We start from the raw sequence: 14015 nt of genomic DNA, 5'->3' as shown, positions 1-14015 counted from the left end.
GCGAAACCCGGTCGCTGAACACAAAATTGGGGATGTGTGTTGGAATTTGGCGCGCATTGTCGCATATGTCAGGCGACAGTTGTATGGCGAGCGAAGGATGGTTTTGCCAATGTCTCAGGCATAGCCAGCCACAACAGCATCAAGGCAGCGGCTGCAACCGCTGCCAACGTCAGGAAGGCCGCGTTGTAGCCAGCCTGCTGCACCACGAAGCCGGCCAGGCTGTTACTGAGTGCCGCGCCCAGGCCGAATACGGTGGAGAGGGCGCCCAGGCTGACGTTGAAGCGGCCAGTGCCTTGGGTAAGGTCCTTGACGATTACCGGGAACAGGGCGCCGAAAATACCAGCGCCGATACCGTCGAGCATCTGCACGGCTACCAACCAATATGGGTCGCTGGATAGGGTATAGAGCACGCCACGCAACGGCAGTATCAGGAAACCGGCAAGCAGCAGTGGCTTGCGCCCCCAGATATCGGCCTTGAGCCCGACCAGCCAGGCCATCGGCACCATCACCAACTGTGCGGCGACAATGCAGGCTGAAGTCAGCGGGGTAGCCATCTGCAGATTGATCTGCGCCAGTTTCTGACTGACCAACGGCAGCATCGCGGCATTGGCCAGGTGAAACAGTGCGCAGCAGATGGCGAACAGTAGCAGCGGTTGGTTGGTGAGCAGCGCGTTAAGCCCCGAGGGCTGTTCGTGGTCGGTGTGATGGGCCGGATCAAAACCACGGGCGACCTCATGGTCAATCGCCTCGGCCGGCACGCAACTGACCGCAATGACACTGGCGACGGCCATAAACGCCATCAGGTAGAACACCACCACCGGCCCGAACAGGTAGGCCAGCCCGCCGGCCAGCAATGCGGCCACGGCATTGCCGGCATGGTTGAAAGTCTCGTTGCGCCCGGTACGCCGGGTGAAGGCACGCGGCCCGGTGATCCCCAGCGAAATGGCGGAAATTGCCGGAGCAAAGACAGAGGCAGCTACGGCGCTGGCAGCTTGGGTCAGCGCCACCCAGCCAAATGAACTGACGAAAGGCAGCATCAGGCAACTGCCCGTCACCAATAGCGCGGCAATGGCAACCACCGCGCGTTTGCTGCGAGTGCGGTCGATCAGCGCACCCGCGGGGCCTTGGGTCAGCAAGGCAGCGATGCCTGCGAGGGTCATGACCACGCCAATGCTGGCCGGCTCCCATTGATGGACGGCCAACAGATAGATCGCCAGGTACGGTCCGAGACCGTCGCGCACATCGGCAAGAAAGAAGTTCAGGCTGTCCAGGGATAAAGCGATGCGCAGGTCTGAATGACGGGCCACGGTGCGACCTTCAAGAGCGGCGTTCAGGGGCTGAGCGCGCGTTGGGATAATGACCGGTGGGCTGGGCGATAAGTTTCGCGGTGGGCCAGGGTTTCCTCCTGCGCGCATTTAATTTACTTTCCGAAGCCCACTGGAATGAATTTCTGGAGAAGCAATGGACATGCCCTCAGCGCAAGAGGCGATCGCCAGCAATAGAAATGCCTGGGACGAATCCGCCGGGTTGCATAAAGACACCGCGACCTGGGCGGCACTGCTGGACTCGGTAGCCGAGCCTGATTTTTCCTGCCTTGACCCGACCATCACCACCTTGCTGCAAGAGGTCGGCGTGGTGGGCAAGGACGTGGTGCAATTGTGCTGCAACAACGGGCGCGAAAGCCTTTCGTTGTATGGCTTGGGCGCCCGTTCGGTGGTGGGGGTTGATCAATCCCGGGCGTTTCTTGAACAGGCGCGGGAGTTGGCCGAGGCCTCGCCACACAGCCCTGAGTTCATTGAGACCGATATCCACCATTTGCCCGAGCGTTTGCAGGCACGGTTCGATATTGCCCTGGTGACCATCGGCGTGCTGGGCTGGATGCCGGATGTAGCGTTGTTCATGCGCCAGGTTGCCAGTGTGCTGAAGCCCGGCGGTACGTTGGTCATGTACGAAACCCATCCCTTTCTTGAGATGTTTGACCCCTGTGGGGCCAAACCTATGCTGCCTGCCAGTTCTTACTTCCAGCGTGAACCCTTTGTGCTGCAGGAGGCAATTGTCTATGAAGGGAAGGATGAGCGGCCCGGGCCGACCTCCTATTGGTATGTACATACCCTGGGCAGTGTGGTCAGCGGGGCTATCGCAGCGCAGATGCAGATCGCTCATTTGCAGGAATACCCGCATTCCAACCGGGAAGAACTCTACGATCAATATGAGCATCAGGCCGCGCAACTGCCCCTGTGCTTTACCATGACAGCGATCAGGCGTAATGGCTAATCAAGGTTTGCGCACGCAAAAAAAGGCCCGCGAGGAGAGGGCGGGCCAAGTGATTCACTGGAGTAGGTAGGCCTGACCTTATAGGTCGAAAAGTGAAGGCCTTGTGAAAATGCCGTGATCAAATCGGATAGCCACGTCTTATATGTCCACCTGTGGCGAGGGAGCTTGCTCCCGTAACGGCCTGCCAGCCACCGCCTATCTGCCTGACGCCCCGCGTTCCAACCTGTGGGAGCTGGCTTGCCTGCGATAGCGGTGTATCAGTGACAGATTAGTTGACTGACCCACTGCTATCGCAGGCAAGCCAGCTCCCACATTTGATCAAGACCGCCGCACAAAGGTGCGCATGGTTTGCCCCGGGCCGGTGCTGAACACGGTGGGCCTGGGCATGCCCTCATGCGCTGCGATAAACACGAAATCATCGCCGTCGAGCCGGTAACTGGCGGGGAGTTGCTTGCCTGCATCTTCGCCGATGGCGTCCGTCCAGGTGATGCTTTTGGGCGTGGTACTGGCGTCCAGCTCGAACCGACCCGCCAGCAATATTTCGCCACTGACCGTGGTCACTTCGAATCGATCCCCCGCAATTGTCGTCGTTGCTCCCGGCGCGCTGTGGGCATCCACGGGGTTGAGCACGCCACTGTCTTCAAGGGCTGTTTGTTCCCAAGTGCCTTGCAGTGCGCGAAAGTCCGAAGCGGAAAGGGGTGACATGCAAACTCCTTATTGCTGTTCAAAAAAATGTTCAATTGTAGTGAGGCTGACACTGTTCCACCTGTAGGCGAAATTTTTTTCTTTATAAGACAGGTATTTGAAAGCTTTTTCATGTTGGATTGACTACGCTTGCAGACAGATCAGTCTGACATGGCTGTGTGATTTGGCTTACTCACCGAAATGAAACCGAAATAATCCCTAAGTTTGTGGGATATTTCAGGGGACTGAGTGGTCACATCGCCACTGGTCTGCCGTATCCAGGGCGTTGTCCCTGATTTTTGAAGTCATTCAGACTTCTGAGAATGATGGCCTTTTAGTATTATTTTAAGGTGTTCTTATTTTGAATCGTACTTCCCCGCTTCCGCCTTCCGCAGCGTCTGATGAAATTGATTTATTTGAATTGTTTCACGCCATCTGGCGACAAAAAAAGCTGGTGGTCGGGTGTACGCTTCTGGCCGGGGTATTAGGCGCAGGTTATGCCTTCCTGGCACCCAAGACCTATGAGGTCAGCAGTGTGTTACGGCCTGCGGCTATCAACGAGTTGGACGCCTTGAACCGTTCGGAAGTATATAAGTTGCCGCCTGCCGATGCGCTGCTCAAGGTGGGCGCGCAGTTGGATTCCTATGATGCGCGCCTGGGGTTCTTCAAGGATCATGAGGAGTTGTTCAAGGCGTTCAAGAAACCGGGGCAAACCCTTGAGCAGAGCTTTGAGGCGTTCAACCGCAATTCCGTCAATCTGATTTTGCCTGACCCCAAGAAGTCCGATTCGTTGAGCAGTTATATCCGTCTGGAGCTGCAATACCCGACCGACGTCGATGGTGTGGCGATCCTCAACGGTTTTGTGGATTACGCCATCGCCGCCGAGCGTCAGCAGGTGGGTGCCGACCTGAAGGTTATCGTCAATAACCGCTTGAGCGAGCTCAAGGGCAAGATCGACGCTGCCCGCGCCAATTACGATACCGATAAAGAATCGAAAATCGCCAAGCTGCTGGAAGCTGACCGGCTCAAGCGTGCCCAACTGCAGGATGAACTCAGCGCCCTGCGCCTGCAGATGAAGATGGAACGCACCAACCGCCTCGCCGAGTTGGCCGAAGCTATCAGCATCGCCAAGTCCATGGGCATTCGTACACCAACAACGCCGTCCTCTATGGCCGACTCCACCCGCACAGGTTCGAGCCAGGTCATGCGGACCGAGGTGAACAACCAGAAGATTCCGCTGTATTTCATGGGGACCGAGGCGCTGGAAGCCGAACGCGCTGCATTGCAGCAGCGTACCAGCGACGATTTCACCAACCCGCGCATTGCCGAGATCGGCAAAGACTTGCAACTGTTGGAAAGCAACCGCGAGGTTGAGGTACTGCGCAAGCGTGGCAATGAAGACATCTTCTTGCAGGACGTCGAGCCGCTTCGCGCTGAAGTCGCCAGGTTGCGTGGTTTGAATATCGATATGAGCAACCTCAAGCTGGTGACCATTGACCGTCGAGCCCAGGAGCCTCTGTCGCCGATCAAGCCGAAAAAGCCGCTGGTTATCGCGTTGAGCCTTGTCGGAGGTCTGCTGCTGGGCCTGATGATTGCGCTGATCCGCTACTTCGTTCGCAGCCGCACTCAGGCCGTGCCCTATACGGCATTAGGGGATCGCCGCGAGGGTAAAGATTCGCCGCTTTAACCCTTCAAACGCCCTCAAACAGGCAGGCTCAAGGGCCTGCCTGCTCCTACCCCCAGCACACTCAATAGACAGCTTTTCACAATTCTTAGTTAACCTTTGGTTACAAAGTGTGGCTAAATAACTGCCAATGGTCGCACGCAGGCGGTTATCCCGCCGGCCGTGTCACCTGTATGTGAATTGTGATTTCAGGTGCTGCTTATCCATCCTCGGCCGTTGTGGGCCCGCAGGAGCAGCCTGTTCTCTCCCTGACGTGTGACGAATCCCTTGAAACTCATCATTGTTGCTCTCTACGTTGCTTCCATTGCGTATGTACACCTGCGTGGTCGGGTGCGACACAAGCTGGGTCGCCAGCTTAGTGATCACTCGACGTTCCTGGCGCCGATCAACTGTTTCCTGTACCTGTTCTCCAAGCAGCCCAGCCGTCCCTACCTTTCGCCCAGCGACTTTCCAGACCTGAGCCCATTGCAGGAGCACTGGGAAGAGATCCGCGAAGAAGGCCAGAATCTGATGCGGGCGGGTGAGATCAAACGCTCGGAGCAATACAACGACGTAGGGTTCAACTCGTTTTTCAAGACCGGCTGGAAGCGTTTCTACCTCAAGTGGTACGGCGACAGTCACCCCTCGGCGATGAAGCTGTGCCCACGCACCACCGAGCTGGTGCAAAGCATCGGCTCGATCAAGGCCGCGATGTTCGCCGAACTGCCTCCGGGCTCCAAGCTGGTGCGTCACCGCGACCCGTATGCGGGCTCGTACCGCTATCACCTGGGGCTGGATACGCCTAACGATCCAGGCTGCTACATCAACGTGGACGGCGAAAGCTATTACTGGCGCGACGGCGAGCCGGTGATGTTCGACGAGACCTACATTCACTACGCGGAAAACACCACCCAACAGAACCGCATCATACTGTTCTGTGATATCGAACGGCCGATGAAGTACCGCTGGGCGGCTGCGTTCAATCGCTGGTTCAGCCGCAATGTGATGGCGGCCGCAGGTTCGCCCAACGATGAGGGTGACAAGACCGGCGGCCTCAACCGTGCCTTCACCCGGCTGTACAAGATTCGCCTGCGTGGCAAGGAGCTCAAAAAGCGCAACCGCACGCGCTACTACCTGGAAAAGTGGGCGATCTTTGCCGGTCTGGCGCTGATCTTCATTCTTATCTGACTTGGCTCAGGGCGCGGATCACCCAGGGGGTTGCGCGCCCAACTTGTCCCACATTTTTTTGCTGATCTTCTGCCGATTGGCATACCCCACCCACGGGTCGTCCTTCAAGGCCTGCAACCGTTGGTGCAGGTTCGCCACTGTCCACTGTTGGGCGCCGCGCAATCCTTTCAACTCCTCTCGACTCACCGGCACCGACACTGGCAAGCCCGGGCGTGCCCGCACTGAATACGCCGTCACGGTACTGGCGCCGCGGGCGTTACGCAGGTAATCGATAAAGATCTTGCCCACGCGGTTCTTGGGGCCACTGGTGGCGGTAAAGCGTTCGGGCAGTTGGCGGGTCATGAATTGGGCAATGGCTTTGGCGAATGCCTTGACGGTGTCCCAGTTATCGCGCCGGGCCAATGGCACGATCAAGTGCAGGCCCTTGCCGCCGCTGGTTTTGACGAAAGCCTGCAAGCCCAGCTCATCAAGTACCGACAGAGTCAGTTGGGCCGCTTCCAGCATGGCTTTCCAGGGCAAGGCCGGGTCCGGATCGAGATCGAGCACGAACAGGTCGGGCGTTTCAATCTTGTCTGCGGTAGCGCCCCAGGTGTGAAACTCGACCGTACCCATTTGCACCGCGCCGACCAGGGCTTCCACGCTGTCTATTTCCATCAGGCGCGCATGGCCTGGATCCAGCGCCGGGTCCAATTGCTTGATGTGGGGTATTGCCATGCGCTCTGAGTGTTTCTGGAAGAACTGCTCACCTTCGATCCCTTCCGGCGCGCGCAGCAGGGACACGGCACGTGCGCGCAGAAAGGGCAGGATCCATTCGCTGATATCGGTGTAGAACTGTGCCAATTGCTGTTTTTGCGTGCCGCTGTGCTTGTCGATAATGCGCTCGGGGTGAGTGATTTTCACGTTCTTCACCGTTGCCTGCGCTTTACCGGCTTTCGATGCCTGCGGTGCCTTGACCGACTTGGCCGCGCGCGGCTGTTCATGAATGATCTGCGAGGCTGGCTTGTCGGTGCGCAGGCTCACAAACGCGGCCTGGCGCACCACGCCTTCACGGGTCCATTCGGCAAATTGCACTTCGCCTACCAGGCTCGGCTCAACCCAATGCACGCCGCGGGCCTGGGCACTGGTCAATGGCTTTTGCAGTGGCGAGTCCTTGCGCTCGAGCGGCGTGAGCTTGGCATAGATGGTTTTCAGCGCCGCCTGATCAAAGCCCGTGCCCACGCGCCCGGCATATACCAGGCCGGTGTCATCGTTGACCGCCAGCAGCAGCGCCCCAAAGCCGCTGCGCGAACCTTGGGGGCGGGTGTAGCCGACAATCACGAACTCCTGGCGCAGGCGGCATTTGAGCTTGATCCAGTCGGCACTGCGCCGCGACACGTAGGGGCTGCCGGCGCGCTTGCCGATCACGCCTTCGAGCGACAGGTCACAGGCGCTCTCGAAAATATCGCGCTGGCTGGCGGCAAAGGCTTCGGAGAAGCGCAGCAGTTTGCTTCGGCTGGCGGACAGTGCGGATTTAAGCGCAGCCCGACGCTCCTCGACCGGGTCTTCGCGCTGGTCGCGGCCATTCAAAAAGGGTGCATCGAACAGGTAATAGACGATGTCCAGGCTGCGGCCGATATCGAATGCGTTTTGCAGCGCCTGGAAATCCGGCAGCCCGTCGCCATTCAGGCTGACCACTTCGCCATCCAGCCAACTGTCTTTGAGCTTGAGCGCTTGCAAGGCTTTGCACTGACGCGGCAGGCGCTCGGTCCAGTCGTGGCCGTTGCGGGTGAACAGGCGCACTTCACCGTCGCGAATGCGCGCCATGATGCGGTAGCCGTCGAACTTGATTTCGTAGCGCCAATCACCCTCGGGGGCGCGGTCGACCAAGGTTGCCAGTTGGGGGGCAAACTCGTCAGGCAGCGCAGCGTTGCGCTTGGGCGCTTTGGCTTTTGGCGCGGCCTTGGGTTTGGCCTTGGCCTTGGCTTTTGGCTTGCCCACGACCGCATCGCTGAGCACGCTGGCGGGCTCGGCCTCGACAATATCGAACTCAGAGGCCGGGCGCGCCTGCTGATCGTTTTCCTTGATCAACAGCCACTGCTCCTTGTCACCGCTGCCCTTGAGGCGGGTACGTACCAGCGCCCAGTCACCGGAGAGTTTCTCACCCACCAGGGTGAATTTGAGTTTACCCGCCGCGTAGGCTTTGCGCGGGTCATCGTGGGGTTGCCAGATGCCTCGGTCCCATACGATTACATCCCCCGCACCGTATTGGCCGGCGGGAATACTGCCCTCGAAACTGCCATAGCTCAGTGGGTGGTCTTCAACATGCACCGCCAGGCGTTTCTGGCTCGGGTCCAGGCTTGGGCCCTTGGGCACCGCCCAGCTCAGCAGCACGCCATCCAGTTCCAGGCGAAAGTCATAGTGCAGGTTGCGCGCATCATGCTTTTGAATCACAAAGCTCAGGGCCGAAGCGTTACGTTTGCTGGCGGGTGAGCTGCCGGCGGGTTCGGCGGTGATCTTGAAATCGCGCTTGCGGTTGTACTCGCTCAGGGGCTTTGCCATGTCGTTCTCCCGTCTATGGCAGGCTCAAGAGGCCTTGTTATTGGACTTTTTCGCGACGCTCTTTTTCGCCGCAGGTTTACCCGCCAGGCTGCGTTTGAGCAGTTCCGTCAGGTCGATGACATCCGCGGATTTTCGCTCTTCGCCGCCTTCGGCCGTTTCCACATCTTCGATCTTGCCGGCCTTGGCCTTCTTCGCCACCAACGCCCTGATCTTGTCCTGGAAGCTGTCACGGTATTCATCGGGCTGCCAATCGGCGCTCATGTCTTCCACCAGGCGCTTGGCCATGTCCAATTCACCTTTGGCCAGGGTCGGCTTTGTCACATCGCTGCCCAACTCCAACTCATCCAGGCTGCGCACTTCGGCGGGCCAGCGCAGCATGACCAGCACCAGCGCCGACTCCAGCGGCATCAACGCAGCCAGATGCTGCTTGGTGTGCAGCACCACATTGGCCAGGGCGACCTTGCCGGTTTTTTTCAGCGCTTCGCGCAGCAGTGCATAGACCTTGCCGCCGCGTTTATCCGGGGCGAGAAAGTAGGGCGTGTCGATGTTTTGCAGGGGGATCTGGTCGCTGGCGACGAAGGCGATGATTTCGATGGTCTGGGTGGACTTGGGGTGGGCCGAGCGAATTTCGTCTTCGCTGAGCACCACGTAGCGTCCTTTTTCAAAGGCCACGCCCTTGACGATATTGTCCTTGGTGACTTCCTTGCCGGTGGTTTTGTTGATGCGCTTATAGCCCACCGGGTCCATGCTGCGCTTGTCCAGCCAGTCGAAGTCGACGCCTTGTGAAGAGGTCGCCGAGACCAGCGATACCGGGATGTGAACCAAGCCGAAACTGATGGCGCCTTTCCAGATTGCCCGTGGCATAGGTGTTATTCCTCAACGAAGAGCCTGTGTGCTGGTGACTCGCAGAGCACGGCAAAAGTTTCGGCGGATAGATGCTCGGACAGATCGTGTTACACCTGATGAGAAACTATTTAGTGTCGCAACGCGAACCCACGGCGTAGCGTGTTATCGAAAGCACGTAGTACTTGGCATAGAGAGGTTTGGCCATGAACCGTTGTGTACGTCATCTTTCAGCATTGGCGCTGGGCCTGGCCCTTGCGCCATTGGCCCAGGCGCAAAACCTGCCAGGGCGTAGCGACTACGGCCCTATTCACCGGGCCAACCCCAATAGCATGCAGGGCACCCAGCCCAATGCACCGGCAGTTCGCAGTATCCAGCCTGTCCCGGCAAACCCGCGGCCGACGCTGGAAAACGGCGGCATCGGCAACCGCTACCCCAAGCAGGAGGCGGCCCTCAGCCGACCAGCCACCGTACCCAAAGCGCCCACCTATGATGCCAACGGCAATCGCCGCTAAGGATTTCGCCTTATGTTTGTAAGTAAAACCCTGCTAGCCGCCCTGTGCGCCAGCGCGTTACTGCCGTTGAGCGCGGCGTATGCCGCCGATAGCCAACAGTTCCCCAGCGAGCAAGGCAGCATCACCGCCACGCCGGTTGCCAAGGGCCTTGACCATCCGTGGGCACTGGCGTTTTTGCCGGACCAGCAAGGTTTCCTGGTGACCGAACTGCCTGGAAACCTGCGTTTTGTGAGCCCGGACGGCAAGCTGTCTGCGCCCTTGAAGGGCGTGCCGCAGGTATGGGCCAAAGGGCAGGGTGGGTTGCTGGATGTGGTGCTGTCGCCAGACTTCAAGCAAGACCGCCTGGTTTACCTGTCGTACGCCGAAGGCGGTGGCGAGGGCGGCAAGGCCGGTACAGCCGTAGGGCGCGGGCGTTTGGCGGCCGACTTGAGCGGCTTGGAAGACTTCAAGGTGATACTGCGCCAGGAGCCCAAGCTGTCTACTGGCAACCACTTCGGCTCGCGCCTGGCCTTCGACCGTGATGGCTACCTGTTCGTGACTCTCGGGGAGAACAACGACCGCCCCACGGCCCAAGACTTGGACAAGCTGCAAGGTAAAGTGGTGCGCATCTACCCGGATGGGCGCGTGCCGGACGACAACCCTTTTGTCGGTCAACCCGGCGTGCGTCCGGAAATCTGGTCCTACGGGCAGCGTAACCCTCAGGGGCTGGCCCTGAACCCCTGGAGCGGCACGATCTGGGAACATGAACACGGGCCCCGTGGCGGCGACGAAGTCAATATCATCGAGCGCGGCAAGAACTACGGTTGGCCGTTGGCAACCCATGGCATCAACTATTCCCTGCTGCCGATTCCGGAAGCCAAGGGCAAAACGGCAGAGGGCACAGTAGCGCCCCATCATGTCTGGGAGAAATCGCCGGGCATCAGTGGCATGGCGTTCTACGACGCCGACCGATTCAAGGCATGGCAGCACAACCTGTTTATCGGCGCGCTGGCCAGCCAAGAGCTGATTCGGTTGCAGTTCGAGGGGGACAAGGTGATCCACGAAGAACGCTTGTTGGGCGAATTGAAAGCGCGAATTCGCGATGTGCGGCAGGGGCCGGATGGCTTTCTGTATGTGCTGACTGATGAGGATGACGGCGTGTTGTATCGGGTTGGGCTGAATCAGGACTAAACGTACGTGGGGCTGACAGCAGAGGCAGATCCAATTGATGCCCCGCGATCCAAATGTGGGAGTTGGCTTGCCTGCGAAGGCGGTGTGTCAGGCGCTGAATCTATTACTGCACCACCGCTTTCTTAGGCAAGCCAGCTCCCACATTGGATCTCATTCGGTCTGCAGAGTCGGGGTTATAGCCCCAGCTCTGACAGGCCGGGATGCTCATCCGGGCGCCGCCCCAGCGGCCAATGGAACTGGCGCTCGTTCTCTTTGATCGGCATATCGTTGATGCAGGCAAAGCGGTTGGCCATCAAGCCGTTCTCGTCGGACTCCCAGTTTTCGTTGCCGTAGGTCTGGCTGAATCAGGACTAAACGTGTGGGAGGGCGTTGACAGCAGACGTTGATCCAATTGATGCCCTGCGATCCAAGTGTGGGAGCTGGCTTGCCTGCGAAGGCGGTGTGTCAGGCGCTGAATCTGTTACTGCACGACCGCTTTCGCAGGCAAGCCAGCTCCCACATTGGATCTCATTCGGTCTGCAGAATCGGGGTTATAGCCCCAGTTCTGACAGGCCCGGATGCTCATCCGGGCGCCGCCCCAGCGGCCAATGGAACTTGCGCTCGCTCTCTTTGATCGGCATATCGTTGATGCAGGCAAAGCGGTTGGCCATCAAGCCGTTCTCATCGAACTCCCAGTTCTCATTGCCGTACGAGCGAAACCAGTTACCCGAATCATCGTGCCATTCATAGGCATAGCGCACGGCGATGCGGTTATCGGTGAAGGCCCACAATTCCTTGATCAGTCGATAATCCAGCTCCTTGGCCCATTTGCGGCTCAGGAACTGCTTGGCTTCTTCGCGGTTATGGGCAAATTCGGCGCGGTTGCGCCAGTTCGTATCCAGGGTGTAGGCCATAGACACGCGTTGTGGGTCGCGGGAGTTCCAGCCGTCTTCCGCCAGGCGGACTTTTTCGATGGCCGAATCGCGGGTAAACGGCGGCAGGGGTGGACGGACGTCTTCTTGGGCTGGCATGGGCGGCTCCTCAAAGTAATTAAGGTTGGGTCGAAAGTTGCCTGGTCTGTGAGTTCAAAGTTGCAGTAAGGTCCGCGCCATGCATTGCGCATTATCGGCAGCTGTTGAATCACCCATGACCAGGGCGACGGTAATGGCACCATCGATCAGGATCAGCAGTTGCGCGGCCTGCTGCTCCGGGGCGGGAGTGCCATGTGCTTGGCACAGTTCGAGTGCGTACTCGAACAGTTTGCGTTTATGGGCCTTGGCCAACAGGCGCACCGGGTCCTGGGCGTCGCCGGTTTCACCGCTGGTGTTGATAAAGGCGCAGCCGCGAAAGTCCGCCGAGCCGAACCAGCGCTTGAGCGCGCTGAACAGCTCCAGCAGGCGCTGGCCGCTGTCGTCGCTGTGTTCCACTTCGCTGCGCAGCCACTGCATCCAGCGCTCGTCGCGGCGTTGAAGGGCAGCAATCACCAACTCATCCTTCTTGGCGAAGTAGCGGTAGATACTCTTTCTCGACACCCCGGCGGTTTTCACCAGTAAGTCCATGCCGGTGGCAGCAATGCCGTGGCGATAGATCAATTTTTCGGTGACGTCGAGGATGATGTCGCGGGTTTCATTCTGAGTGATATCGTTCATGTTTCGCACAGTAGAACGATCGTTCTTCATGGTCAACCGGTTTTTGAATTGCCCACTGCGAGACCTGAGCAGCCTCATGGTGTAAGCTTTGGGCCTCTTCGGATTCGACCCATTGCGAGCCCTATGCCGTCGTTCTTCAAACGCTCCCTGTTGCCCAAGCTGCGCGGTTTCCCGTTGTCCAACGAGGCCATTGAAGTGCTGCCCAGCGCCGACGCCTACCGTCGCTGCTTGTTGGAGAAAATCGCCCAGGCCACGCGGCGTATATACATCGTTGCCTTGTACTTGCAGCAGGATGAGGCGGGGCAGGAAATCTACGACGCGCTGCATGCCGCCAAGGCCGCACGGCCCGAACTGGACATCGTGGTGATGGTTGATTGGCTGCGCGCCCAGCGCGGGTTGATCGGCGCGGGCAAGCAACCGGGCAACAGCGCCTGGTACCAGGCGATGACTCAGCGCCACGCCACCGAAGTACCGGTGTACGGCGTGCCGGTGCAAACCCGCGAGCTGTTCGGCGTGTTGCACCTCAAGGGTTTCGTGATCGATGACAGCGTGCTGTACAGCGGCGCCAGCCTGAACAATGTGTACCTGCACAAGTTCGATAAATACCGCTTCGACCGTTACCATCTGATCCATAGCCAACCCCTGGCCGATTCGATGCAGCACCTGGTGGAACACGGCCTGGTGGCGTCCAAGGCCGTGCATCGCCTGGACCTGCCGAACCCGCCCACCACTCGCAGCCTGCGCAACGATATCGGCGACCTGCGCAGCCGTCTCAAGCATGCGGCCTACGACACTACGGCCGGGCAGTTGCCCAACGGCCATCTGTCGCTCAGCCCATTGCTGGGCGTCGGCAAGAACAACCCGTTGAGCCGGGTGATCCTCGAATTAATCGCCAGCGCCCAGCAGCAGCTGACTATTTGCACGCCGTATTTCAACCTCCCATTGCCGGTGACCCGTGAGATCAACCGCGCTCTGGCACGCGGTGTAAAGATCGACATCGTGGTGGGCGACAAGACCGCCAACGATTTCTACATTCCGCCCACCGAACCTTTCAAGGTGATTGCGGCGTTGCCGTACCTGTACGAGATCAGCCTGCGACGCTTTGCCAAGCGGCATCAGCCGATGATCAACAGCGGCCAGTTGAACCTGCACTTATGGCGCGACGGCGATAACACCTACCATCTAAAGGGCATGTGGGTGGATGAGCGCTACACCTTGCTCACCGGCAACAACCTCAACCCTCGGGCGTTTCGCCTCGATTTGGAAAACGGCTTGCTGATCGACGATCCACAAGGGCAGTGGCTAGCGCCGCGGCGTACCGAGTTGGCCCAGATCTTCCAGCACGTAACCCGTATCGAGGGCTACCAACAGTTGCAAACGCTGGTGGATTATCCACCCGCGGTGGGCAAGTTCCTGCGCCGGGTCAGTCGAGTGCGCATCGAGCGGTTGCTGTACCGTATTCTGTAGGACTGTTTTCACCGTCTTGGGAGTTTACCTACTCGCATAGCTTGT

The 14015-nt window shown here is 59.0% G+C and carries 12 protein-coding genes and 1 pseudogene; 6 read left to right on the top strand and 7 right to left on the bottom strand.

The window, feature by feature from the left end; all coding sequences use genetic code 11:
* Positions 1-68: 68 nt before the first annotated feature.
* A complete protein-coding gene (locus FXO12_RS05480) occupies positions 69-1307 on the bottom strand; it encodes an MFS transporter (RefSeq protein ID WP_057977272.1) in 1239 nt (412 codons plus the stop codon).
* A 154-nt stretch (positions 1308-1461) separates the two neighbouring features.
* On the opposite strand from FXO12_RS05480, the gene FXO12_RS05475 reads away from it, so the two are divergent.
* Positions 1462-2274: a bifunctional 2-polyprenyl-6-hydroxyphenol methylase/3-demethylubiquinol 3-O-methyltransferase UbiG gene (locus tag FXO12_RS05475; RefSeq protein WP_057977274.1), complete on the top strand. Its 813-nt coding sequence runs from the start codon at positions 1462-1464 to the stop codon at positions 2272-2274.
* Between the two features lie 318 nt (positions 2275-2592).
* On the opposite strand, the gene FXO12_RS05470 is transcribed toward FXO12_RS05475, so the two are convergent.
* Positions 2593-2979 carry a TIGR03067 domain-containing protein gene (locus FXO12_RS05470; RefSeq protein ID WP_057977276.1) on the bottom strand — a complete coding sequence of 129 codons (387 nt, stop codon included), beginning with the start codon at positions 2977-2979 and terminating at the stop codon, positions 2593-2595.
* A gap of 340 nt (positions 2980-3319) precedes the next feature.
* Between FXO12_RS05470 and FXO12_RS05465 the strand changes: the two genes are divergently transcribed.
* Positions 3320-4645, top strand: a complete 1326-nt coding sequence (locus FXO12_RS05465; RefSeq protein WP_054895931.1) for a Wzz/FepE/Etk N-terminal domain-containing protein — start codon at positions 3320-3322, stop codon at positions 4643-4645.
* 264 nt (positions 4646-4909) lie between these two features.
* Positions 4910-5809 (top strand): lipid A hydroxylase LpxO, encoded by a 900-nt coding sequence (gene lpxO, locus FXO12_RS05460; RefSeq protein WP_014718362.1) that lies wholly within the window; start codon positions 4910-4912, stop codon positions 5807-5809.
* A gap of 18 nt (positions 5810-5827) precedes the next feature.
* On the opposite strand, the gene ligD is transcribed toward lpxO, so the two are convergent.
* Both ligD and FXO12_RS05450 read right to left on the bottom strand, forming a co-directional pair.
* Positions 5828-8347, bottom strand: coding sequence for a DNA ligase D (ligD, locus tag FXO12_RS05455; protein WP_057977280.1), 2520 nt, complete (start codon positions 8345-8347; stop codon positions 5828-5830).
* A gap of 24 nt (positions 8348-8371) precedes the next feature.
* Complete coding sequence (locus tag FXO12_RS05450) at positions 8372-9211, bottom strand: Ku protein (protein ID WP_057977282.1); 840 nt, start codon at positions 9209-9211, stop codon at positions 8372-8374.
* 185 nt (positions 9212-9396) lie between these two features.
* On the opposite strand from FXO12_RS05450, the gene FXO12_RS05445 reads away from it, so the two are divergent.
* Both FXO12_RS05445 and FXO12_RS05440 read left to right on the top strand, forming a co-directional pair.
* Entirely contained in the window at positions 9397-9705 is a 309-nt protein-coding gene (locus FXO12_RS05445; protein ID WP_057977284.1) for a hypothetical protein, read from the top strand.
* Positions 9706-9717: 12 nt separating this feature from the next.
* The gene (locus tag FXO12_RS05440) at positions 9718-10875 is read left to right on the top strand and encodes a PQQ-dependent sugar dehydrogenase (RefSeq protein WP_057977286.1); all 1158 of its coding nucleotides are present in this window, start codon (positions 9718-9720) and stop codon (positions 10873-10875) included.
* Positions 10876-11048: 173 nt separating this feature from the next.
* Here FXO12_RS05440 and FXO12_RS05435 read toward each other — a convergent pair.
* The 3 genes and pseudogenes from FXO12_RS05435 to FXO12_RS05425 form a co-directional block, all read right to left on the bottom strand.
* Positions 11049-11213 (bottom strand): annotated as a pseudogene (locus tag FXO12_RS05435) (DUF1348 family protein); the annotation flags it as partial.
* Positions 11214-11405: 192 nt separating this feature from the next.
* Positions 11406-11885: a nuclear transport factor 2 family protein gene (locus FXO12_RS05430; protein ID WP_057977288.1), complete on the bottom strand. Its 480-nt coding sequence runs from the start codon at positions 11883-11885 to the stop codon at positions 11406-11408.
* A 54-nt stretch (positions 11886-11939) separates the two neighbouring features.
* Positions 11940-12503, bottom strand: coding sequence for a TetR/AcrR family transcriptional regulator (locus tag FXO12_RS05425; protein WP_057977291.1), 564 nt, complete (start codon positions 12501-12503; stop codon positions 11940-11942).
* Between the two features lie 123 nt (positions 12504-12626).
* On the opposite strand from FXO12_RS05425, the gene pssA reads away from it, so the two are divergent.
* Complete coding sequence (gene pssA, locus FXO12_RS05420) at positions 12627-13970, top strand: CDP-diacylglycerol--serine O-phosphatidyltransferase (RefSeq protein WP_057977292.1); 1344 nt, start codon at positions 12627-12629, stop codon at positions 13968-13970.
* The last annotated feature ends 45 nt before the right edge of the window (positions 13971-14015 follow it).

The sequence above is a fragment of the Pseudomonas sp. J380 genome, from assembly GCF_009827115.1.
GTDB classification, from domain to species: Bacteria; Pseudomonadota; Gammaproteobacteria; order Pseudomonadales; family Pseudomonadaceae; genus Aquipseudomonas; species Aquipseudomonas paracarnis.
This window is presented reverse-complemented; position numbering and strand designations above follow the sequence as displayed.